Annotated in this window: 20 protein-coding genes; 11 read left to right on the top strand and 9 right to left on the bottom strand. The window is 64.5% G+C overall.

The window, feature by feature from the left end; genetic code table 11:
* The first annotated feature begins 21 nt into the window (after positions 1–21).
* Positions 22–579: an ABATE domain-containing protein gene (locus tag AB0H22_RS23640; protein ID WP_358149508.1), complete on the top strand. Its 558-nt coding sequence runs from the start codon at positions 22–24 to the stop codon at positions 577–579.
* Here AB0H22_RS23640 and AB0H22_RS23635 read toward each other — a convergent pair.
* The 3 genes from AB0H22_RS23635 to AB0H22_RS23625 are packed head-to-tail and all read right to left on the bottom strand — an operon-like array spanning position 576 to position 3,416.
* On the bottom strand, positions 576–1,718 hold the full coding sequence (locus AB0H22_RS23635; protein ID WP_180751210.1) for a GTP-binding protein: 1,143 nt from the start codon (positions 1,716–1,718) through the stop codon (positions 576–578). The two genes, AB0H22_RS23640 and AB0H22_RS23635, sit on opposite strands and share 4 nt — an antisense overlap.
* A 22-nt stretch (positions 1,719–1,740) precedes the next feature.
* Entirely contained in the window at positions 1,741–2,628 is an 888-nt protein-coding gene (locus AB0H22_RS23630) for a dihydrodipicolinate synthase family protein (RefSeq protein WP_358149506.1), read from the bottom strand.
* Positions 2,625–3,416, bottom strand: a complete 792-nt coding sequence (locus AB0H22_RS23625) for an aldolase (protein WP_358149504.1) — start codon at positions 3,414–3,416, stop codon at positions 2,625–2,627. Before AB0H22_RS23625 ends, AB0H22_RS23630 begins: the two co-directional genes overlap by 4 nt.
* Positions 3,417–3,542: 126 nt before the next feature.
* Between AB0H22_RS23625 and AB0H22_RS23620 the strand changes: the two genes are divergently transcribed.
* Complete coding sequence (locus AB0H22_RS23620) at positions 3,543–4,052, top strand: XRE family transcriptional regulator (protein ID WP_358149502.1); 510 nt, start codon at positions 3,543–3,545, stop codon at positions 4,050–4,052.
* Positions 4,053–4,055: 3 nt separating this feature from the next.
* Here the strand turns inward: AB0H22_RS23620 and msrB are convergent, their stop codons facing one another.
* Genes msrB through AB0H22_RS23600 form a run of 4 tightly spaced genes read right to left on the bottom strand, consistent with a single transcriptional unit; the run spans position 4,056 to position 7,448 of the window.
* Positions 4,056–4,586 carry a peptide-methionine (R)-S-oxide reductase MsrB gene (gene msrB / locus AB0H22_RS23615; RefSeq protein ID WP_358149500.1) on the bottom strand — a complete coding sequence of 177 codons (531 nt, stop codon included), beginning with the start codon at positions 4,584–4,586 and terminating at the stop codon, positions 4,056–4,058.
* Between the two features lie 45 nt (positions 4,587–4,631).
* Complete coding sequence (gene pgi, locus AB0H22_RS23610) at positions 4,632–6,269, bottom strand: glucose-6-phosphate isomerase (protein ID WP_358149498.1); 1,638 nt, start codon at positions 6,267–6,269, stop codon at positions 4,632–4,634.
* 42 nt (positions 6,270–6,311) lie between these two features.
* Entirely contained in the window at positions 6,312–7,136 is an 825-nt protein-coding gene (locus tag AB0H22_RS23605) for a hypothetical protein (RefSeq protein WP_358149496.1), read from the bottom strand.
* 33 nt (positions 7,137–7,169) lie between these two features.
* Positions 7,170–7,448, bottom strand: a complete 279-nt coding sequence (locus AB0H22_RS23600; protein WP_180751217.1) for a chorismate mutase — start codon at positions 7,446–7,448, stop codon at positions 7,170–7,172.
* Between the two features lie 260 nt (positions 7,449–7,708).
* On the opposite strand from AB0H22_RS23600, the gene pcrA reads away from it, so the two are divergent.
* Entirely contained in the window at positions 7,709–10,084 is a 2,376-nt protein-coding gene (gene pcrA / locus AB0H22_RS23595; protein ID WP_358149601.1) for a DNA helicase PcrA, read from the top strand.
* 102 nt (positions 10,085–10,186) lie between these two features.
* Here the strand turns inward: pcrA and AB0H22_RS23590 are convergent, their stop codons facing one another.
* Positions 10,187–11,233 (bottom strand): M23 family metallopeptidase, encoded by a 1,047-nt coding sequence (locus tag AB0H22_RS23590; RefSeq protein ID WP_358149492.1) that lies wholly within the window; start codon positions 11,231–11,233, stop codon positions 10,187–10,189.
* A 409-nt stretch (positions 11,234–11,642) separates the two neighbouring features.
* Here AB0H22_RS23590 and sucC point away from each other — a divergent pair, with 409 nt between their 5' ends.
* The 3 genes from sucC (at position 11,643) to AB0H22_RS23575 (ending at position 14,594) form a co-directional block, all read left to right on the top strand.
* Entirely contained in the window at positions 11,643–12,806 is a 1,164-nt protein-coding gene (gene sucC / locus AB0H22_RS23585) for an ADP-forming succinate--CoA ligase subunit beta (protein WP_180751219.1), read from the top strand.
* A 12-nt stretch (positions 12,807–12,818) separates the two neighbouring features.
* Positions 12,819–13,721, top strand: a complete 903-nt coding sequence (sucD, locus tag AB0H22_RS23580; RefSeq protein ID WP_180751220.1) for a succinate--CoA ligase subunit alpha — start codon at positions 12,819–12,821, stop codon at positions 13,719–13,721.
* A 270-nt stretch (positions 13,722–13,991) separates the two neighbouring features.
* Entirely contained in the window at positions 13,992–14,594 is a 603-nt protein-coding gene (locus AB0H22_RS23575) for a hypothetical protein (RefSeq protein WP_358149489.1), read from the top strand.
* Here AB0H22_RS23575 and AB0H22_RS23570 read toward each other — a convergent pair.
* Entirely contained in the window at positions 14,591–15,439 is an 849-nt protein-coding gene (locus AB0H22_RS23570; RefSeq protein WP_358149486.1) for an LLM class F420-dependent oxidoreductase, read from the bottom strand. The genes AB0H22_RS23575 and AB0H22_RS23570 overlap by 4 nt on opposite strands.
* Before the next feature lie 135 nt (positions 15,440–15,574).
* Here AB0H22_RS23570 and sfnG point away from each other — a divergent pair, with 135 nt between their 5' ends.
* From sfnG to purH, 5 genes are all read left to right on the top strand, one after another.
* On the top strand, positions 15,575–16,696 hold the full coding sequence (gene sfnG, locus AB0H22_RS23565) for a dimethylsulfone monooxygenase SfnG (RefSeq protein ID WP_180751224.1): 1,122 nt from the start codon (positions 15,575–15,577) through the stop codon (positions 16,694–16,696).
* A gap of 126 nt (positions 16,697–16,822) precedes the next feature.
* Complete coding sequence (locus AB0H22_RS23560; RefSeq protein ID WP_358149483.1) at positions 16,823–17,845, top strand: DUF5336 domain-containing protein; 1,023 nt, start codon at positions 16,823–16,825, stop codon at positions 17,843–17,845.
* A 26-nt stretch (positions 17,846–17,871) separates the two neighbouring features.
* Entirely contained in the window at positions 17,872–19,215 is a 1,344-nt protein-coding gene (locus AB0H22_RS23555; protein ID WP_358149481.1) for a DUF6350 family protein, read from the top strand.
* Entirely contained in the window at positions 19,212–19,877 is a 666-nt protein-coding gene (purN, locus tag AB0H22_RS23550) for a phosphoribosylglycinamide formyltransferase (RefSeq protein WP_180751227.1), read from the top strand. The genes AB0H22_RS23555 and purN overlap by 4 nt, the downstream gene beginning before the upstream one ends.
* Positions 19,874–21,427, top strand: a complete 1,554-nt coding sequence (purH, locus tag AB0H22_RS23545) for a bifunctional phosphoribosylaminoimidazolecarboxamide formyltransferase/IMP cyclohydrolase (RefSeq protein WP_180751228.1) — start codon at positions 19,874–19,876, stop codon at positions 21,425–21,427. The genes purN and purH overlap by 4 nt, the downstream gene beginning before the upstream one ends.
* Positions 21,428–21,446 lie beyond the last annotated feature (19 nt).

The raw sequence follows: 21,446 nt of genomic DNA, 5'->3' as shown, positions 1-21,446 counted from the left end.
GAACCGGTTAGACTGGTTCGCATGACTCAGGGTGCCTCGCTGGATATTCGGACGATTTTCCGGCTGGACAACGCAGTGCTCGCATTCCGGTTCACCGCGACCATCTTCGATCGTGCAGGTGCCGCAATCGAGCGGCTCACCGACCCGGGACGCCTGCGGTTGTGGTTGCACGCCAGCGGGCTGGACTTCTCCGATGAGGTGATGGCCGACGACCTCACTGCGGCTAAGGCGTTGCGGGAATGCATTCATCGTGCGGGGGCGGCCGTCGCGGATGGCGGGCAGATTGTGGCCGCCGATGTTCGGGCGTTGAATGCGCTGTCCCGAAACGGAAATCCATACCGCGTGTTGGAGAAGGGCGAGGTGCGGTGGCGGGGTGCGAGTACCGCCGATGCCCTGTCCGTGATCGCCGCCGACGCCATCTATACCTTGGGCGGCCCCGGTCGTGACCGGGTGAAGGCATGTTCCGATGAGCACTGCCACGGCCTCTATGTCGATACGACCCGCGCGAACAACCGACGGTGGTGCAACATGAATACCTGCGGGAACCGTGCCAAGAAGGCGGCCCTTGCCCGCCGCTAGTGGGCGTGCATAACACCCCAGCTCGGTAGGGGGTCGGTGTACTCCCGCCAAGTCTCCACACCGGCGGCGAGCTCGTCGTCGGTGAGTACTGCCGACTCCAGAAGGTGCTGCACGCGGGGCCGGTCCAGTCGCACGCCGATGAAGACGATCTCCTGTCCCGGGGCGATCTCGGTGCCCTGCCAGAATTGGGCGGGTTCGATGGTCAGGTTCGGCCCGGCCTGCGACCAGATCGCGGCGATATCGGGGCGGCTGGCGATCCAGCAGAATCCCTTGCTGCGCAACAGTCCCTGCAGATTCTCCAGCGCGGCATTGAGCCGTTGCGGATGGAACGGGCGGTCGGATCGGAAGGTCATACTGCTGATGCCGTATTCCTCGGTTTCCGGGGCGTGCCCGGCGGCGATCTCCTCATCCCAGCCCGGTGTCTGGGCGGCCAGATCGGGATCGAACAATCCGGTCTGCAGCACGAGGTCGAGGTCGACGATGCCGCCGGTGGACCGCACGATCGTCGCTGTCGGATTGAGGCGGCGCAGCAGCGTCTCCACCATCCCGAGGGTGCGTTCGTTCACCAGATCCACCTTGTTGAGGATCAATACGTCGGCGAACTCGACCTGATCGGTGAGCAGCTCGGCGATGGAGCGGCCGTCTCCGTCTGCCGCGGCCATATCGCGGTCGGCCAGTGCCTCACCGCGCGCCAATTCGGGTAGGAAAGTGGCGGCGTCGACGACCGTGACCATGGTGTCCAGCCGGGCGACCCGGCCCAGGCTGGATCCGTCCTCGAACTCCCAGCTGAACGACGCCGCGACCGGCATGGGTTCGGAGATGCCGGTCGATTCGATGACCAGCTGGTCAAATCGATTCTGCCGGGCCAGGTTTCCGACGGCTTCGATTAAGTCCTCGCGCAACGTGCAGCAGATACAGCCGTTGGTGAGTTCGACGAGCCGCTCCTCGGTGCGGTCCAGATATCCGGTGCCCGCAACGAGGGCGGCGTCGATATTCACCTCGCTCATATCGTTGACGATCACCGCGACCCGGCGTCCCTCGGTGTTGGCCAGGATGTGGTTGAGCAGGGTGGTTTTGCCTGCTCCGAGGAATCCGGAGAGCACGGTTACGGGCAGGAGTGAAGATTCGGCTGAGGTCACATGATAATGATAACCATTACTATTAAGATATCGACGCGAGGATACCCCGTAGCGTCTCGCGGCCCTCGGAATCCAGGGGGAGCAGCGGGCGCCTCGGGTCGCCGACGGCCCGCCCCTGCAGTTCGAGACCGGCCTTGACGGTGGTGGGCAGCCCACCCGCAACGATGAACTGCAGCAGCGGCTTGAGCCCCTCGTAGATGGCCTTAGCCTCGTCGTCGCGGCCGTCGCGCACGGCGCTGTAGAGATCCAGGCACGGCTGGGGAGCCAAACACGGTGCGGCAGTGCACCACCCGGATGCACCCGCGTTGAGTGCGTCGAGCACCAGCGGGTTGCTGCCGTTGTAGAAGGGGAGCTGTGCGTCGCTCAGTCGTTGGATGTCGAGCATCCGGCTCAGGTCGCCCGTCGACTCCTTGAACATGGTGAAGTTGTCGATATCGCGGAACATCGAGACGAGGAGCTCGGGTTTCATGTCCACGCCGCTGGTGGCGGGGTTGTTGTAGGCCATCACCGGGATGTCGATGGCTGCCGCGACGGATGCGTAGTGCTGTGCGATCTCGCGATCACTGAGCTTCCAATACGACACCGGCAGCACCATCACCGCGTCGGCCCCGGCCTGCTCGGCGTGGCGTGCTCGGCGAATGGTGTTCGCGGTGGTGAGGTCCGAGGCTCCGACGATCACGGGCAGCCGCTTGTTCACCGCTGCCACCGTGGTGTCCACGACGGCGTCGAACTCGCGTTCCTCAAGGTAGGCGGCCTCCCCGGTGCTGCCCAATGGTGCGATCGCGTGGGCTCCGTCCTCGACGAGCCGGGAGACCAGCTCGGCAAGCCGGTCGGTGTCCACGGTGTCATCGAGAAGGAAGGGGGTGATGGGGTACGCGATGATTCCGTGAAACTGGGGTGTGGACGTCATTTGGTATTCCTCAGGGTCTCAGGGTGATTGGCGAGCGCGGTACGGGCGTAGTAGCCGAAGTTGGCGATGCTGCGTTTGGGGGTCAGCGTCCAGTCGTGAGCCTCACGGGCCAGTCGGTCGGGAAGGGGGGCGATGGTGCCCGCTGCCATGGCGGCCAGCTGCAGCTTGGCGCCACGTTCGATCAATACCGCCAATGAGCAGGATTCTTCAACGGAGGCGCCGGCGACGACATGGCCGTGGTGGGCGAGCAATATCGCCTTTTTGTCTCCCAACGCGGCCGAGATGATTTCGCCCTCTTCGTTTCCGACGGGTACGCCGGGCCAGTCCGGGAGGAAGGCGCAGTCGTCATACAACGGCGCGATATCCATCTGGGACACGATCAGTGGGGTCTCCAGCATGGACAGCGCCGCAACGTGGAACGGGTGGGTGTGCACGATGCACTGCACATCTGGGCGTGCCCGATAGATCCAGCTGTGGAAGCGGTTGGCGGGGTTGGCCATTCCGGATCCCTCGAGAACGTTCAGGTCCTCGTCGACGAGAAGCAGATTCTCCTCGGTGATCTCGTCGAACCCGAGTCCGAGCCGCTGCGTGTAGAAGGTGCCCGGTTTCTCGGCGCGTGCGGTGATTTGTCCGGCAAGGCCGGAGTCGTGCCCGCGGTCGAAGAGTGCTCGGCAGGTGAGCGCGACCTTCTGTCGTGTTGTCCATTCCGAGTCGGAGAAGTGAGTCTCCATGCTGCGTTCGGCGCGATCCATCAAGTCCGACTTGGTGTCGTGGAGTGTGCTCGCCATTTCCGTGCTCCTTTCGGGTCTCGAGTGTTCGATCACCACCATAGGACACAATGTGTCATATGGTCAACCATGTGTCTGTAGGTTGTCATCGGTTGTTAATAGGAACCCTCGTGTCACACTGGCCGGATGACATCGCTGGTTCGTGCGCTGCGCCGGGAACGTGGCCTGACGCTCGAGGAGCTGGGCGGTCGCACGGGTCTGACCAAGAGCTACCTGTCGAAAGTCGAGCGGGAACACAGCACCCCGTCTGTGTCCGTCGCGATGCGCATTGCCCAGGCCCTCGATGTCGACGTCACTCGGCTCTTTACCAATGACGCCCACGAGTCCCGGGTAGTGGTGGACCGTGCCGCAGATGCCTGGGACGACAGCAAGTTTCACGCGCTGAGCACCGAGATGCTCGGCAAGATCATGACGCCGTTCCTGGCGAGCCCGTCGACGGAGTTCGCGGTGCATAAGCCTTCCCACGAGGGGCAAGAATTTCTGTTCGTGCACCGCGGGTCGATCGAGCTGCAGTACGAGGATGTTAGCCATGTCCTGAACGAGGGGGACAGCGCCTACCTCGATGCCACCCGCACCCACCGGATACGCCGTACGTCGAAGACGCCGGCGCTGGTGGTCATCATCGCCGCGACCTAGCGACTACGTGGCGCGGAAGCTCATCGCGGCGCCGTTTATGCAATAGCGCAACCCTGTGGGTTTGGGGCCGTCGTCGAAGACGTGGCCCAGATGTCCCGCGCACCGGCCGCAGAGCACTTCGGTGCGACTCATCCCCAAGCTGTTGTCGGGTCTTTCCGACACGGTGTGCGGCAGCGGCTGCCAGAAGCTCGGCCATCCCGTGCCGCTGTCGAACTTGGTCGCCGATGAGAACAAGTCCAAACCGCAACCGGCACAGCTGAAGACGCCAGCACGATGCTCGTTGTTGAGGGGGCTGCTGTACGGGGTCTCGGTGCCGGCCTGCCGGAGGATCCGGTACTGGTCGGGGGTCAGCAGCTGGCGCCACTCGGCGTCGGTGTGGGAGATCGCCGGATTCGGTGACGGCGGAGTCGTCGGATCGGCCACCGCGGGAGCGAGCGTGCCCCAGCCCGTAAGAGCGCACACTGCCGCCACACCGGCGAGCAGCTGCCGCCGGGTGAGGGCCGGGTCAGCGGCCGAAGGCAACCAGTGCCGCATAGAGTCAGAGTAGGCCGCCCACGACCCGCGTGAAAGCTCTCGCGGTTACTTGGCTCTTCCCCGTGCTCCGCGGTAATAGCGCACCAGCGCATCGGTGGAGCTATCGGTCTGCCGTGCCGGCGAGGCGTCGTCGGTGATGACGGGCAGCAGGGCGACGGCCTGCTTCTTGCCCAGCTCCACTCCCCACTGGTCAAATGAGTCGATCCCCCAGACCGTGCCCGCGGTGAACACCTCGTGCTCGTAGAGCGCGATCAGCTGCCCGACCGCCGACGGTGTCAGCTTGGTGGCGAGAATTGTTGTGCTGGGCCGATTTCCCGGCATCACCTTGTGGGGGACGACACTCGGCGCGGTGCCCTCGGCGGCGATCTCCTCGGCGGTCTTGCCGAAGGCCAGCACCTGCGTCTGTGCGAAGAAGTTACTCATCAGCAGGTCGTGCATGCTGCCGGTGCCGTCGGCGGTGGGCAGATCATCGGTGGGCTCGCTGAAGCCGATGAAGTCCGCCGGAATCAGCCGGGTGCCCTGGTGTAGCAGTTGGTAGAAGGCATGCTGACCGTTGGTTCCGGGCTCGCCCCAGTAGATGTCGCCGGTATCGACGGTCACGGGTGCGCCGTCGGCTTTCACCGACTTGCCATTGGATTCCATGGTCAGCTGCTGCAGATAGGCCGCGAATCTTGCCAAGTCGTTCGAGTAGGGAAGCACCCCACGCGATTGTGCGCCAAAGAAATTCGAGTACCACAGACCGATGAGGCCCAACAGAGCCGGCGCATTCTCTTCCAGGGGTGCCGTGCGGAAGTGCTCATCGACGGTGTGGAACCCGGCCAGGAATTCACCGAATGCCTTGCGTCCGATCACTGCCATCACCGAAAGGCCGATCGCCGAGTCCACCGAGTAGCGACCGCCGACCCAATCCCAGAAGCCGAACATGTTGGCGGTGTCGATTCCGAACTCCGACACCAGCTTCGCATTGGTGGATACCGCGACGAAGTGCTTGGAGACGGCGTCCTCGCCGAGTGCGTCCACGAGCCAGCGCCGTGCCGCCGTCGCGTTCGTCAGTGTCTCCAGCGTCGAGAACGTCTTCGAGGCGACGATGAAAAGCGTTGTCGCCGGGTCCAGGTCGGCGAGTGTGGCCACCAAATCGGCCGGGTCGACGTTGGACACAAATCGCGCCGAAATCCCGGCGTCGGCGTAGTGGCGCAGTGCCTGGTAGACCATCACCGGTCCCAGGTCCGAACCGCCGATCCCGATGTTGACGACGGCGGTGATGCGCTGCCCAGTGGCCCCGCTCCACTCGCCGCTGCGTAGCCGGTCAGTGAAGTCGCCCATGGCATCGAGTACCTGGTGCACGTCGGCGACCACGTCCTGCCCGTCGACCACCAGCTGCGCGTCGCGGGGCAGGCGCAGCGCGGTGTGCAATACCGCGCGGTCCTCGGAGGTGTTGATGTGCGCCCCCGCGAACATGGCGTCGCGGCGCTGCTCGAGGTTGGCTGCCTTGGCCAAATCGACCAGCAGCGAAAGGGTTTCGCGGGTCAAGCGGTGCTTACTGTAATCGATGTACAGGTCACCGACCGTGACGGTCAGGTCACTTCCCCGAGTCGGGTCGTCGGCGAAGAATTCTCGAAGGTGAGTGGAGGCGATCTGCTTGTGATGAGTTTCCAGTGCCTGCCACGCCGCTGCGAGTGTCATGCGACCGAGCCTAGTAGTGGCGCTCGGAGGCTGCAGGGCTGCCTATTGGTTGGCGCAGGTGACCCATCTCTTGCTGATCCGCGCGAACCCGGCGATACCCGTTTTGGTCTCCGTCTTCCCGCCTGCCGTTGCCGTGATCGTCACCCGTGACGAAGCGGTATCGCCATCGACGACCGACTTCTCCACCTTGTCCACGTTGATCTGCAGATCAACGGGCTGACCTTGGAGGTCCTCGTCCGTGATCTTCACGCAGGACAGTGCGTTGAGCACGTCGAGGTTCTTGGCGCCGAGCGCGGCATAGAACGCGTTGAGCACGTTCGTCAGCTCGCGCTGCTCATCCTTGGTCGCCTCACGCGGCGCCGACGAGGTGGTGGGACCGGGCACCGAGATGCTGGTGGTGGTCCCCGTCGTCGTGGCGGTGCTGCCGCTGGTCGACGTGCTGCTAATGGAGGAGCTGGTCGTGGCGCTGCTTGTCGTGGTCCGCGACTTCGTGGTGGTTGTGGTCGTGCTGGTTGTCGTCGCTTCCGGGTTCACCAGGGGGACGCCGAGCTTCACGGTGGGGCGCGATTGCGGGGTGTCTTCGACGGTCCGGTTGTTCTCCACCCAGAGGCCCGCGGCGACCGCCGTCACTGCGGCGAGGCAGACCGCCAACACGCCGATGACCATCTTGGTGGCATGCCTGGTGACGAACTTCCGGGTCGGCGTCGGCTCGGAAGCGACGGCCGCCTCCAGCTCATAGTCCACCGGCTCGTCGTCCTTCGGGACCGGTTTGTCGGGGGTGTCGTCCTTGGCAGGGACGTCCGCATCCGTGTCCTTGGCGCTGTCCTTAGAGCTGGGCTTGTTTTCACCCTTGTCTTCGTTGCTCAACGGTTCCCTCCCTCATCGGTTCCCGGCCGGGGTTTAGTGTCCCAATCTGCCGCGACCCAGGCGCAGCAGCAGCATCGCGAGAGTGTGACCTTCCTGGCCCAGCTCGCTGTAGCGTTCCAGAACTTTCATTTCGCGGCTGTGCACCAGACGGGGGCCACCAGAAGCCATCCGCGCCTTGCCGATCGTTTGGGAGACCTCGGTGCGGCGCCTGATCGCGGCGAGGATCTCCGCGTCGAGCCGGTCGATCTCCGTGCGCAGCGCGTCGATGTCAGGGGTGGGATCGGCGGCGTTCTCGGTCATTTGAGTCGTCATTCTTTCTCACACTTTCTCTTGCGGCGGTCGCCCCGCATGCCACCCCGGAATCCGGCCTCACAAGAGATGAGCCCCGAAGTCCGGTAGCGGACTGCGGGGCTCGTGAATCGGCTAGACCACGGGCGCCGGAGTCCGGTACCCGTAAAAAAATCGCTGTTGGTGGTCAAGCACACCGAAGATTGTAGCTGACGAAGGTTGTCCCCCGTCAGCGGTAAGTTAGACCGGTCATGGCGAATCTTTCCGAACCAGCACTTTTTGATATGCCCAGCGACTCGACATCCTCCAGCGATGCGTTGCTCGACGGCCTGAACCCGCAGCAGCGGGCCGCCGTCGCACATCAGGGGTCGCCGCTGCTGATTGTCGCCGGTGCCGGATCCGGGAAGACGGCGGTGCTGACCCGCAGAATCGCGTATCTGCTGGCCGCGCGGGACGTCGGCCCGGGGCAGATCCTGGCCATCACCTTCACCAATAAGGCCGCCGCCGAGATGCGCGAGCGTGTCGCGAACCTCGTCGGCCGGCGTGCCAACTCCATGTGGGTGTCGACATTCCACTCCAGCTGCGTGCGCATCCTGCGGAACCAGGCCTCGCTGCTGCCCGGCCTGAACTCCAACTTTTCGATCTACGACGCCGACGACTCCCGGCGGTTGCTGCAGATGATCGGCCGCGATATGAGCCTGGACATCAAGCGGTACTCGCCGCGACTGCTCGCCACCGCGATCTCCAACCTGAAGAATGAGCTCATCTCGCCCGAGCAAGCCGTCGCCAATCTCACCGTCGATGACGAGGGCGGCGAGCTGCGCCGCATCGTCGCCGATGTGTACGGCGAGTACCAGCGGCGCCTGCGCACGGCCAACGCCCTGGACTTCGACGACCTCATCGGCGAGACGGTGGCGGTGCTGCAGCAGTTCCCGCAGATCGCGCAGTTCTATCGCCGCAAGTTCCGGCACATCCTTGTCGACGAGTACCAGGACACCAACCACGCCCAGTACATGCTGGTGCGAGAGCTGGCGGGTGCCCATGTGGACCGGGAAGTTGATCCGGACGGCCCGGAGCCGGCGGAGCTGTGTGTCGTGGGTGACGCCGACCAGTCCATCTACGCGTTCCGCGGTGCCACCATTCGCAACATCGAGGAATTCGAGCGCGATTACCCCAACGCGAAAACCATTCTGCTGGAACAGAACTATCGGTCCACGCAGAACATATTGAGCGCCGCCAACTCTGTTATCGCTAAGAACACGAACCGTCGGGAAAAGCGGTTGTGGACCGACTCCGGTGAAGGCGAGCTGATCGTCGGCTATGTCGCGGACAACGAACACGACGAGGCATCCTTTATTGCACGGGAGATCGACGGGCTCTTCGATCGCGGCGACGCCAACTACGGCGATGTCGCGGTGTTCTACCGCACCAACAACAACTCCCGGTCACTGGAAGAGATCTTCATCCGAACCGGTATCCCGTACAAAGTCATTGGCGGGGTGCGGTTCTACGAGCGCAAGGAAATCCGCGACATCGTCGCCTATCTGCGGGTGCTGACCAATCCCGGCGATGCGGTGAGCCTGCGGCGGATCCTCAATACTCCTCGTCGTGGTATCGGAGACCGTGCCGAGGCATGCGTCGCCGTGCACGCGGAGACCGCCGGCATCGGCTTCGGTCAGGCGCTTGCCGACGCCGCCGCCGGCAAGGTCGCCATGCTGAATTCTCGCTCCGAGAAGGCAATTGCCGCCTTTATGGACATGCTCGACCAGATCCGTGCCACGCTGCGCACCGATCCGGGAGCACTACCCGATATCGGCGATGTGGTGGAGGCTGCGCTCAACCACAGCGGGTATCGATACGAACTGGAGAACAGCAGCGACCCGCAGGAGCTGGCGCGTCTCGACAACCTCAACGAATTGGTAAGCGTCGCACACGAATTCAGTGCCGACGCCGCCAACGCGCAGGCCGCAGGCGAAGACCAGCCTGTCGAGGACGAGGATGTCGGCGCACCCCCGGGAAGCCTTGAAGCCTTCCTGGAGCGGGTGTCGCTGGTCGCCGATGCCGACGAGCTGCCCGAATCCACCGCCGGTGTGGTCACGCTGATGACGCTGCACACCGCGAAGGGGCTGGAATTCCCGGTGGTCTTCGTCACCGGCTGGGAGGACGGCATGTTCCCGCATATGCGGGCACTGGGTGACCCGGTGGAGCTGGCCGAGGAACGGCGGCTTGCCTACGTCGGAATCACTCGGGCCCGTCAGCGTCTGTACTTGAGCCGGGCCAAGGTGCGCTCATCGTGGGGGCAGCCCATGATGAACCCGGAATCGCGTTTCCTGCAAGAGATTCCGCAGGAGCTCATCGACTGGCGCCGTACCGATCCGCTGCCGGGGCGAATTGCGTCCGGTGCCGGAAGCTACGGCGGCGGTGGCTACGGGTCCAGTGGATCACGCGGAGGCGGCGGCTCGGTGGGTGCTCCGTCCAAGAAGCGCACCAAGCCGCTGCTGGTGCTAGAGCCCGGTGATCGGGTGAGCCACGATAAGTACGGGCTGGGCAAGGTCATGGAGGTGGCCGGTGTCGGCGAGAGCGCCACATCGCTCATCGACTTCGGCAGTGACGGGCGCGTGAAGTTGATGCACAACTTCGCACCCGTACAAAAGCTCTGATTGGCCGAACTTGCTCTGCGGGCCACCCATCGGCGCGAGTGCATTACAAAAAACGCCGAGCGTGAGCATTGCTACTCACACTCGGCGTTGGAAGCTTTTGAATTAGTCGCCGAAGCGGCTGAAGGTGATGCCCTTGTTGGCCAACCAGCCCTGCGGGTCGATGCGCTGGGAGCCGCCGAGTAGCACCTCGAAATGCAGGTGCGGTCCGGTGGAGTTACCGCGGTTGCCGATGGTGGCGATGCGATCACCCGCCATCACACGCTCACCCACTGCCACTTCCCAGGTGTTGATGTGGCCGTACAGGGTCACGGTGCCGTCCGAGTGGCGGATCTTGACCCAGGCGCCGTAACCGGCGGTCGGGCCGGTCGCGATGACGACGCCGTCGGCGGCCGCCACGATCGGAGTACCGATGCTGTTGGCGATATCGATGCCGCCGTGCAGGGCACCCCAGCGGTATCCGAAGCCGGAGGTGAAGGTGCCATTCGCGGGCATCACGAAGCGTGGAGCCAGTAGACGCTTCTCGCGGTCCGCACGCTCGGAAGCGAAGGCCGTGGCCTTCGCCAGCTGCTCATCGGTGATCGAGGTGTCGGTGGCCAGCGGAGCGGAGATCAGCTGTGGTCCGTGGGTGGCCATCACCGCTGCGGAGTTACCCAACGCGAGGCTATGGCGATCCGCAGTCGTCGCGGCATCGTGCTCACTCAGCGCGGTGTATCCGGCGGCGGCAGCGGCACCAGCGGCCATGGCGGCTAGGGCGATGCGCGTCTTGCCTACCTGGCCGATCTCACGGCGACGGTGTGCGCCGCCGCTGCTGATCCTGGGCAGCTTGTCTGTGGGGGTATCGCGGGGGTCTCTGGTGCGTGCGGCGGAGGCGGCGAACCAGTCGGCTGTGGCCTCGATGGACGCGCGGATCCGATCCGCTTCGTCGGTGTCTTGGACCCAGTCGTGCTCGATCTGGTCGAGTGCCGCCTTGTTCTCCGGCTCGGTGCTCTCAAGGGGCGCGTCCTCGTAGACGTCGTAGTCCTCAAGGTCGGGGCGCTCCAGCGCATCACTCAGGCCGAACTCGTCGATCGGCACGATATTGGTGATTTCGTTCGCGCTCGGTGCCGCGCTCCGATCACCACGCGTGCGTGTTGTTCGATGCTGTGTCAAAACCCTCGCCAGTCTTCCGTTCGACGTCACGACCTAGCGTGACCAAAACGTGATCTAACCCAAGAGAAGGTAACGGTTAGGCAAGGGGAGTCGCAACTCAATGCGCCGATACGCATTGAAATGTGACTTGTGTCACGAAGTCGCTGATAGGGCTCCCGCGCCGTCGAATCGTTGCCGAATCACGCTGCGCTACCTCATCACAGATCACGTGCGTATGGCGAGCCCCCGTGACCGAACTGAAACCGGTTACAGACGGGTTCGAGTCCTACCGGCGGATGGCCGCGCGGTGAATTCTGCGAGTGACCAGGGGGTGAATTCGACCACTTACTCAGAAGTAGTGACGGGTCCAGCTGTGGCCTTGGCTACAGTCCCTAGTGCAATAGTGCCGATCGAAGATGAGGGCTAGTAGATGGATCTATTCGAGTACCAGGCCAAGGAGCTGTTCGCTAAGCACAACGTGCCGACGACGCCGGGCCGGGTTACCAACACCGCCGAGGACGCCAAGGCGATCGCCGAGGAAATCGGCAAGCCGGTGATGATCAAGGCGCAGGTCAAAGTTGGCGGACGTGGCAAGGCCGGTGGTGTGAAGTACGCCGCCACCCCCGAGGACGCATTCACTCACGCGCAGAACATCCTGGGCCTGGACATCAAGGGCCACATCGTCAAGAAGATCCTCGTCGCCGAGGCCAGCGATATTGCCGAGGAGTACTACATCTCCTTCCTGCTGGACCGGTCCAACCGCACCTACCTGGCCATGTGCTCGGTCGAGGGCGGTATGGAGATCGAAGAGGTCGCCGCCACCAAGCCTGAGCGCCTAGCCAAGGTGCCCGTCGACGCTGTTGAGGGTGTCGACCTGGCCTTCGCTCGCTCGATCGCCGAGCAGGGTCACCTGCCGGCCGAGGTGCTCGACGCCGCCGCAGTGACCATCCAGAAGTTGTGGGAGGTCTTCGTCGGCGAGGACGCCACCTTGGTAGAGGTGAACCCGCTGGTGCGCACGCCCGACGATCAGATCCTGGCGCTGGACGGCAAGGTCACCCTGGACGCCAACGCGGACTTCCGTCAGGCCGGCCACGCCGAGTTCGAGGACAAGGACGCCACCGATCCGCTGGAGCTCAAGGCCAAGGAGAACGACCTCAACTACGTCAAGCTCGACGGCGAGGTCGGCATCATCGGTAACGGCGCGGGTCTGGTCATGTCGACGCTCGACGTGGTCGCCTACGCGGGCGAGAACCATGGCGGCGTGAAGCCCGCCAACTTCCTGGACATCGGTGGCGGTGCCTCCGCCGAGGTGATGGCCGCAGGTCTCGACGTCATCCTGGGTGACTCACAGGTCAAGAGCGTGTTCGTGAATGTGTTCGGCGGAATCACCGCGTGTGACGCGGTCGCCAACGGCATCGTCGGTGCCTTGAAGACCCTCGGCGACACGGCATCCAAGCCGCTCGTCGTGCGTCTCGACGGTAACAACGTTGAAGAGGGCCGTCGCATCCTGGCCGAAGCGAACCACCCGCTGGTGATCCAGGCCGAGACCATGGACGCCGGCGCCGACAAAGCCGCCGAGCTGGCCAACAAGTAAGGGAGACTTGAAATGTCGATTTTTCTGAACAAGGACTCCAAGGTCATCGTCCAGGGCATCACCGGTGGTGAGGGCACCAAGCACACCAAGCTGATGCTCAAGGCCGGTACCCAGGTGGTCGGTGGTGTGAACGCCCGCAAGGCCGGAACAACCGTCTCCCATGTGGATAAGGACGGCAACGACATCGAGCTGCCGGTGTTCGGTTCGGTGGCTGAGGCCATCAAGGAGACCGGCGCCGACGTGTCGATCGCCTTCGTGCCGCCCGCCTTCTCCAAGGACGCGATCATCGAGGCCATCGACGCGGAGATTCCGCTGCTAGTGGTCATCACCGAGGGAATCCCGGTGCAGGACAGCGCCTATGCCTGGGCCTACAACCTGGAAAAGGGCAACAAGACCCGCATCATCGGGCCCAACTGCCCGGGCATCATCACCCCCGGTGAGTCGCTTGTCGGCATCACGCCGAACAACATCACCGGCAAGGGCCCGATTGGCCTGGTGTCCAAATCCGGCACGCTGACCTACCAGATGATGTACGAGCTGCGCGATCTCGGCTTCTCGACCGCCATCGGTATCGGTGGCGACCCGGTCATCGGCACCACCCACATCGACGCCATCGAGGCGTTCGAGAAGGATCCCGAGACCAAGATCATCGTGATGATCGGTGAAATCGGCGGCGACGCCGAGGAGAAGGCGGGCGCCTACATCAAGGCCAACGTCTCCAAGCCGGTCGTCGGCTACGTCGCGGGCTTCACCGCACCCGAGGGTAAGACCATGGGTCACGCCGGTGCCATCGTGTCCGACGGCGCAGGCACCGCACAGGGCAAGAAGGAAGCTCTGGAGGCTGCTGGCGTGAAGGTCGGCAAGACGCCGTCCGAGACTGCCAAGCTGGCCCGGGAGATCCTCGAGCGCCTGTAAATATTTCAACGCGAGGGGCCCTGACTGGTTTTCCGGTTGGGGCCCTTGTCGTTTCGCTCACTGTCGTCGAACGTGAGCGCAAGTGCGCACACTCGGCGACGTAGGTCCCCACCGAAACCGTCCCTCCAGGAGGGTATTTCGCCTGTCTGGAGGTCTCGAATCTACTGCCAGACGACTCTGCGATTCATTCAGCGAGATTGTGTGACGTACGCATGAACAATGGGAGTACTCGGTCTCGGAACCCCTGATGGGCGGCTAGTTTTTCGATTCGTGGACCTCACGTACGACACATCGGGTCTTGTGCCGAGCGAGGACGGTTGGTACGACCCCGCAACCAGCGATCAGTTCTGGGTATCGCATGCGCGGGGAGCCTATTTGTCAGTGCCGCTGGATGATCTGAGCGCGGTGCGTCGTGCGCTCGTCGAGACGGTGCTCAATCGGCGCGCCGGCGTCATCGAGGCGTTCGTCGTCGGCGTCGATGCGCTCCCGGGTCTGCTGTACGTGGTGAAGGTGCCGAAAGCTGATACCCGGCAAGGGCTCACGTTTATCGCCTCGATAGTGGTCCCGCGTGCGTATTCGTACACGATGCTCTGTGGGGCATTTGCGGAGGGCCCGACGACGGGCATCAGGGAGTCGACGGTGCTCCATGAACTGCCGGCGGCCGGCGACGCGTCATCGGAAATGTGGCCCCGACATCCGTACGCACCCGACCTCGAACCAAGAATCCCGTACAGCATCGCCGATGAAATAAGTTGGGACAAAAGGTTTCCCGATCATCCGCTATCGCGTCTACGTCGATGGGTGGCAAGGGTGACGCCGACGATCAGGATTGAGCAGCGGTTCGCCGCCCTGCCGCCGTTCTCTGTACGTTAAGCGAATGCGGCGAGTTTTCCGGACAGCCGCTCGATGTACGCCCGCACCTCTTCCTCGGAGCGGTCGGGCATCCCGAAGATCGCCTCGGTGACACCTAGCTCGCGCCACGAGGCCAGCTGCTCGGGGTCCGGCTTGCCTGCCAGCACGTAGATCAGTGGGTCGCCGTCGCGCCCGGCCGCCCTCCATGCTTCCTTGAGTGCCACGATCTTTCCGGTGATGTCCTCGTCGCGAGGGGTGGACATCCAGCCGTCGGCGTTCTTGGCGATCCATGCGAAGTTCTTCTCGGTACCGCCCGCGCCCACGATCACCGGCACATGCTTCTGCACGGTCTTGGGCCAAGCCCAACTGGGGCCGAAGTTTACGAATTCGCCTGAGTAGCTGGCTTCTTCGTCTTCCCAGAGCTTGCGCATCGCCTCGATGTACTCGCGCAACATGGTGCGGCGACGGCCCGCGGGAACGTTGTGATCGGCCAGTTCGTCGGTGTTCCAACCGTATCCAACGCCCACGGTGACCCGTCCGTCGCTCATGTGGTCAAGGGTGGCAATGGATTTGGCGAGAGTGATGGGATCGTGCTCGACCGGGATCGCGACGGCGGTGGCCAGCCGGATCTTCGACGTCACCGCGCAGGCGGCACCGAGGGATACCCAGGGATCGAGCGTGCGCATGTAGCGGTCATCGGGCAGGTCCGCACTACCGGTGCCGGGGTGGGCGGCCTCGCGCTTGATGGGGATATGCGTGTGTTCGGGAACGTAGAAGGTGCTGAACCCGCCGTCCTCGGCCGCCTTGGCGGCGATGGCCGGCGAGATGCCGCGGTCACTGGTGAACAGAACGAGCCCGTAGTCCATCCATCAATTAGAACGTGTTCCAGTTTTGATGTCGAGAGTGGGGGCCAAATCTCCTCGGTACTCGGTGCCCAAGCGGAGGAATCACCATGAGCCAGACGGATGACCGCCGAACGGGTCCGCTGTTTGCATACCCCCATGACGACCGAACGGATCGCCGACCACATCAAGTTCGCCTATTGGGTCCCCAATGTCAGCGGTGGGCTGGTCACCAGCACCATCGAGCAGCGCACGGACTGGGGCTACGACTACAACGTCAAACTCGCACAGACCGCGGAGAACAACGGTTTCGAGTACGCGCTCACCCAGGTGCGCTATGAGTCCAGCTACGGCGCCGAGTACCAGCACGAATCCACCAGCTTCTCGCTCGCGTTGCTGCTGGCCACCGAGCGTCTCAAGGTGATAGCCGCCGTCCACCCCGGGCTCTGGCAGCCGGGTGTGCTTGCCAAACTCGGCGCCACCGCCGACCAGCTGAGCAAGGGCCGCTTTGCCGTCAACGTCGTCTCCGGATGGTTCAAGGACGAGTTCACTCACCTGGGCGAACCCTGGCTGGAGCACGACGAGCGGTACCGGCGAAGCGCCGAGTTCCTCCAGGTGTTGCGCAAGATCTGGACCGAGGATGACGTCGACTTCCGAGGCGACTTCTATCGAATCCACGACTTCACGTTGAAACCCAAGCCGATTCACACACCCGAGCTATTTCAGGGTGGCAACTCCTCGGCCGCGCGCCGCAACGGCGGGTTGTACTCCGATTGGTACTTCTCCAACGGCAAGGACTTCGCCGGCATCACCGATCAGATCGTGGAGGTGCGCGACCACGCCCGCACCGTCGGCCGCGAAGTCAAGGTCGGGCTCAACGGTTTCATCATCGCCAGGGACACCGAGGCCGAAGCGCGCGAGGTCCTGCGGGAAATCATCGCGAAGGCCAACCGCCCCGCCGTCGAGGGTTTCCGCGCCGCCGTTCAGCAGGCAGGCGGCTCCACCGGCGATAAGAAAGGAATGTGGGCAGATTCCTCATTCGAGGATCTCGTGCAATACAACGACGGATTCCGCACCCAGCTCATCGGCACCCCGGAACAGATCGCCGAGCGGATCACGGACTACCGGCGCCGCGGCGTGGACCTGATCCTGGGAGGCTTCCTGCACTTCCAGGAGGAGATCGAATACTTCGGGTCCAAGGTGCTGCCGCTGGTCCGCGAGATCGAAGCCGCCGACGCTCAGGAAACCCTCAGCGAAGACCTGGTACCGGTATCGAGCTAACCGATGCCGTCTCCGTCGTGTCTGGCCTTGTCTCGGCTTGTCCTGGCCCCTGACGGGCCGGCAGTGCAGTAGCGTGGAGGCGATCTACACCGAGACCACGACCGAAACCGTGATGTAGGAGATGTGATGACGTATTCCACCGGTGGGCCCGGATACCAGCCCGCGCAGCCGTCCAACCCGTACGGCACCCCGTCCTTTGTGGCCGAGCCCAACACGGGCGCGCTGGGGGTTTACCTGCCCGGTGGCGTCCTGGTGCTCAGCCTGATCGGCTTCATCGCCGGCTTCGGGCCGTTCTACACCGGGAAGGTCAGCTCCGGAACCTCGGGAAGCTTCGGCGGGTTCGACCTGCTGGCCCTGTCCCCGGTCTTCGGCTTCGCGCAGTTCGCCCTGCTGATTGCCGGTCTGACCGCGGGTGTCTCGCTTCTCTCCGGTAAGGATGACAAGCAAGCTCCCGTCGCGATCCTCTCGATCGTCGGATTCCTCTTCGTGCTCGGCGGCCTGTTCGGCAACCCGTTCGCAGCCGCCTTCGGTGAGGTCGGCATCGGGTGGGGTCTGATCACTCTCGCCGTCGTCTCCGGTCTGCAGGCCGCGGCCGCGGTCTACGCGCTGCTCACCGAGGTGGGTGTCATCAAGGCCAGGGCCGCGTCCCCGGCGACCAATCCGTTCGGTAACCAGTACCAGCCGCAGCAGAGCCAGTACTACACCCCGGCGCAGCAGTCGCAGCAGCAGCTGCCCAAGCAGGGTCAAGGCCAGGCGCCGGGGCAGGGCTACGGCCAGCAGGCAGCCCAGGGTTACGGCCAGGCACAGGGCTACGGCCAGCAGGCAGCCCCGGGCTACGGCCAGGGTTACGGCCAGCCGCAGCAGGCCGCTCCCGCGGCCCCGCCGTCATACGCCGGCTACGGTCAGCAGCCCCCGCAGTCAGCGCCTCCGACTCCGCCGCAGGGATTCAGCAGCTCCGGCTTCACCCCGCCGTCGTCGCAGCCGACCCAGCAGGCTGGTTCCTCGCAGCCGACCCAGCAGTACCCCACCTTTGGTGGAACCAGCGGCCAGCCGGCCGGTGGCGAGCAGCAGGGCGGCACAGGTGCCGGCGGTGGATCCGCCTCGGCCAGTGGTGACGATCTGTTCGGCACCTCGCGTCCCTCTAGCTAGACGGTGATCACTGCCGTGATCGGCGCGTGACTCAACCTTCGCGCGCCAATCCCGCACAGGCTCGCGCACTGCTGACGGTTGCCTTTGGCCCGTCAGCAGTTGCGTTGGTAGTCATTGCGGCAATCGTCTTGGTGCAGTTGGTGATCGCCAACAGCGATATGACCGGGACGTTCGGTGCGGTGGCCAGCATGTGGCTGGGCACCCACCTGGTACCGATCTCGATCGGTGGACGAGTCATCGAGGTGCTGCCGCTACTGCCGGCGGCGGCGATGGTCTGGGGCGTTGCCCGAACGGTTGCCTCGACAATCGCGCCAACCGCTTCCTGGTACGTGGTGCGGTGGGTGATCGCTTCCGCGCTCGCCGGGCCACTGCTGATGACGGCGATATCGCTGGCGATCATCCACGACGCGTCGACGGTGCTGACCCAGCTGCAGTCACCGAATGCGCTGCGCGCATTCGGTTCTGTACTCGGCATCCACCTGGTTGGTGCGCTCGTCGGCGTCGGCATGCGGGTCGGCAGTCGGCTCGCGGTGTTTCTAGAGCTGCCGGCATGGCCGATAGAGGCCGCCCGCGGCGCCGTCGCGGGCGTGCTCGCGTTGTTCGGGTTGTCCGCGGCCGTCACGGCCGGGTCGCTGGTAGTCCACTGGGCGACGATGGACCAGCTGTACTCGGTCACCAACGATTTCGTGGGCCAGCTGAGCCTGACCATGCTGGCGATCCTGTACGCACCCAACGTGATTCTGGGTGCATGCGCGCTGGCGGTCGGGTCCAGCGCCTATGTGGGCACCGCGGCTTTCAGTGCGTTCGCGGTGTTCGGTGGTCAGCTGCCGGCGGTGCCGATCCTGGCGGCGGTTCCCACGCCACCTCTCGGTCCCTCGTGGGTGGCGCTGATGATCATCGGTGCGGTGTCCGGAGTGGCCGTCGGCCAGCAGTGCGCGCGCAGACCGGCGCCGTGGCCCACCGCGATCCACAAGGTGGTGGCCGCGGCACTGCTCGCGGCAACGTTCCTGGCGATCGTCGGGAAACTCAGTGGTGGGCAGCTGGGCAACTTCGGACGCTTGGGAATCGACCAGGGCACGTTCGGGCCCGGGGTGTTCTTCTGGTTCCTGGTCATCGGCCTATTGACGGTGTTCATGTTGGGTGGCGCGACGCGGCTCCGCGTGGTGAAGCGGTCGGTCCCGGAGGAAGAGCCCGAGCCCGCGGGGGAGCCCGAGGAGCTCGGGACTGATTCCGTGACGGATGAATCCGAGGCTTCCGAGGAGCCGACGGAGCAAGCTACGGCACCGGAAACTGAACCGGAATCGGTGCCGGAACCCGATGACGCTATCGCCGACGACCAGCCGAGCGACCCTCCGGAACCGGCCAAGTGACTCGCCCGGCTACGCTCAGCGGCGTGTCGGTGCCTAACCAATCGGTCGAGATCGCCCCCTCTGCCCCCGCGCGGGTTGTGGTCTTGGCTTCCGGTACCGGCACCTTGCTGCGTTCCCTGCTCGACGCGGCCACCGACGACTTTCCCGCTCGGATCGTCGCGGTAGGCACCGACCGGCAATGCGCCGCCGTCGATATCGCCGCCGACGCGCAGCTCCCCAGCTACACCGTGCGGCTCGGCGAGTACGACACCCGCGAACAGTGGGATGCCGCGATCACCGACGCCACCACGGCACACCGGCCCGATCTCGTGGTATCTGCCGGATTTATGAAGATGCTTGGACCACAGTTTCTTTCGCAGTTCCTAGGTCGGGTGATCAACACCCACCCGGCGCTGCTGCCGTCCTTCCCCGGCGCGCGCGCCGTGCCCGATGCGCTGGCGCACGGAGTCAAGGTCACCGGTTGCACGGTGCACCTGGTGGATGCCGGGATGGATACCGGGCCGATCCTTGCCCAGCAGGCCGTCCCCGTGCACGTGGACGACGACGAGGCGAGCCTGCACGAACGCATCAAGGTGGTGGAGCGGGCGCTGCTGGTAGACGTGCTGGCCGCAGTGGCCACCAAAGGTTTGATTTGGAACGGAAGAAGGGCCTCCATCAAGTGAGTACGCAGCGACCCGTACGGCGGGCATTGATCAGTGTCTACGACAAGACCGGACTGGAGGAGCTCGCCAGCGGGCTGCACGCCGCGGGTGTGGAGCTGGTGTCCACCGGATCCACCGCGAAAACAATTGCTGCCGCGTCGATTCCGGTGACACCAGTGGAAGAGGTCACCGGTTTCCCGGAGGTGCTGGACGGGCGGGTGAAGACGCTGCACCCGCACGTACACGCCGGCGTCCTGGCCGATACTCGCCGCGAGGAGCACCTCACCCAACTCGAGGAGCTGGGCGTCAAGGGCTTCGAGCTGGTGGTGGTCAACCTGTACCCCTTCGCCGCCACGGTGGCCTCGGGCGCCTCCGAGGACGAATGCGTCGAACAGATCGATATCGGTGGGCCCTCGATGGTGCGTGCCGCTGCCAAGAACCACCCGAGTGTGGCGGTAGTTGTCGACCCAGCTTCGTACGGTGAGGTGCTGGCCGCGGTGGACGCCGGGGGATTCACCCTGGAGGCTCGGAAGGTGCTTGCGGCAAAGGCATTCCGTCACACCGCGGAATACGATGTGGCCGTCGCCGGCTGGCTGTCCGTCGTCGCGGAGTCTGAGAGCGAGGCGCTGCCCGCGTGGATCGGCGGGACGTGGAACCGTTCGGCTGTGCTCCGCTACGGGGAGAACCCGCATCAGCAGGCGGCCTTGTACACCGGTGCCACGGGGCACGGCCTGGCCCAGGCCGAGCAGCTGCACGGAAAAGAGATGTCGTACAACAACTACACGGATGCCGACGCCGCCTGGCGTGCCGCGTGGGACCAGGACAAGGCATGCGCGGCAATCATCAAACATGCCAACCCGTGCGGTATCGCGGTGTCGGACATCTCGATTGCCGACGCGCATCTCAAGGCACACGAGTGTGATCCGCTGAGTGCGTTCGGAGGCGTGATCGCCGTCAACCGCGAGGTGAGCGTGGAGATGGCCGAGCGGGTCGCCGAGATCTTCACCGAGGTGATCGTCGCCCCGGGTTACGCGGACGGTGCCGTCGAGGTGCTGAGCCGCAAGAAGAACGTGCGGTTGTTGCGTGCCGCCGAGCCCGAGTCCGGGTGCACCGAGTGGCGGCAGATCAGTGGCGGCCTGCTCGTGCAGGAGCGTGATGCGCTCGACGCTGAGGGCGATGACCCGGACAACTGGACCCTGGTGGCCGGCACCGCCGCAAATGCGGACACGTTGGCGGACTTGGTGTTCGCCTGGAAGGTCGGGCGGGCCGTGAAGTCCAATGCGATCGTCATTGCCTCCGGTGGTGCCACCATCGGCGTGGGAATGGGCCAGGTCAATCGGGTCGATGCGGCACGGCTTGCGGTGTCTCGTGGCGGGGACCGGGTCTCCGGGGCGGTAGCGTCCTCGGACGCCTTCTTCCCCTTCCCTGACGGCCTCGAGGTCCTGACGCAGGCGGGAGTGCGTGCGGTGGTGCACCCGGGCGGGTCGATGCGTGATGAGCTGGTGGCTGATGCCGCCAAGGCTGCAGGAATCACGTTGTACGCCACCGGAGCTCGCCACTTCGCTCACTAGGGCGCAATAAGAAGGAAGC

The organism is Mycobacterium sp. NPDC050853 (genome assembly GCF_040653875.1).
Classification (GTDB): Bacteria; Actinomycetota; Actinomycetes; order Mycobacteriales; family Mycobacteriaceae; genus Mycobacterium.
This window is presented reverse-complemented; position numbering and strand designations above follow the sequence as displayed.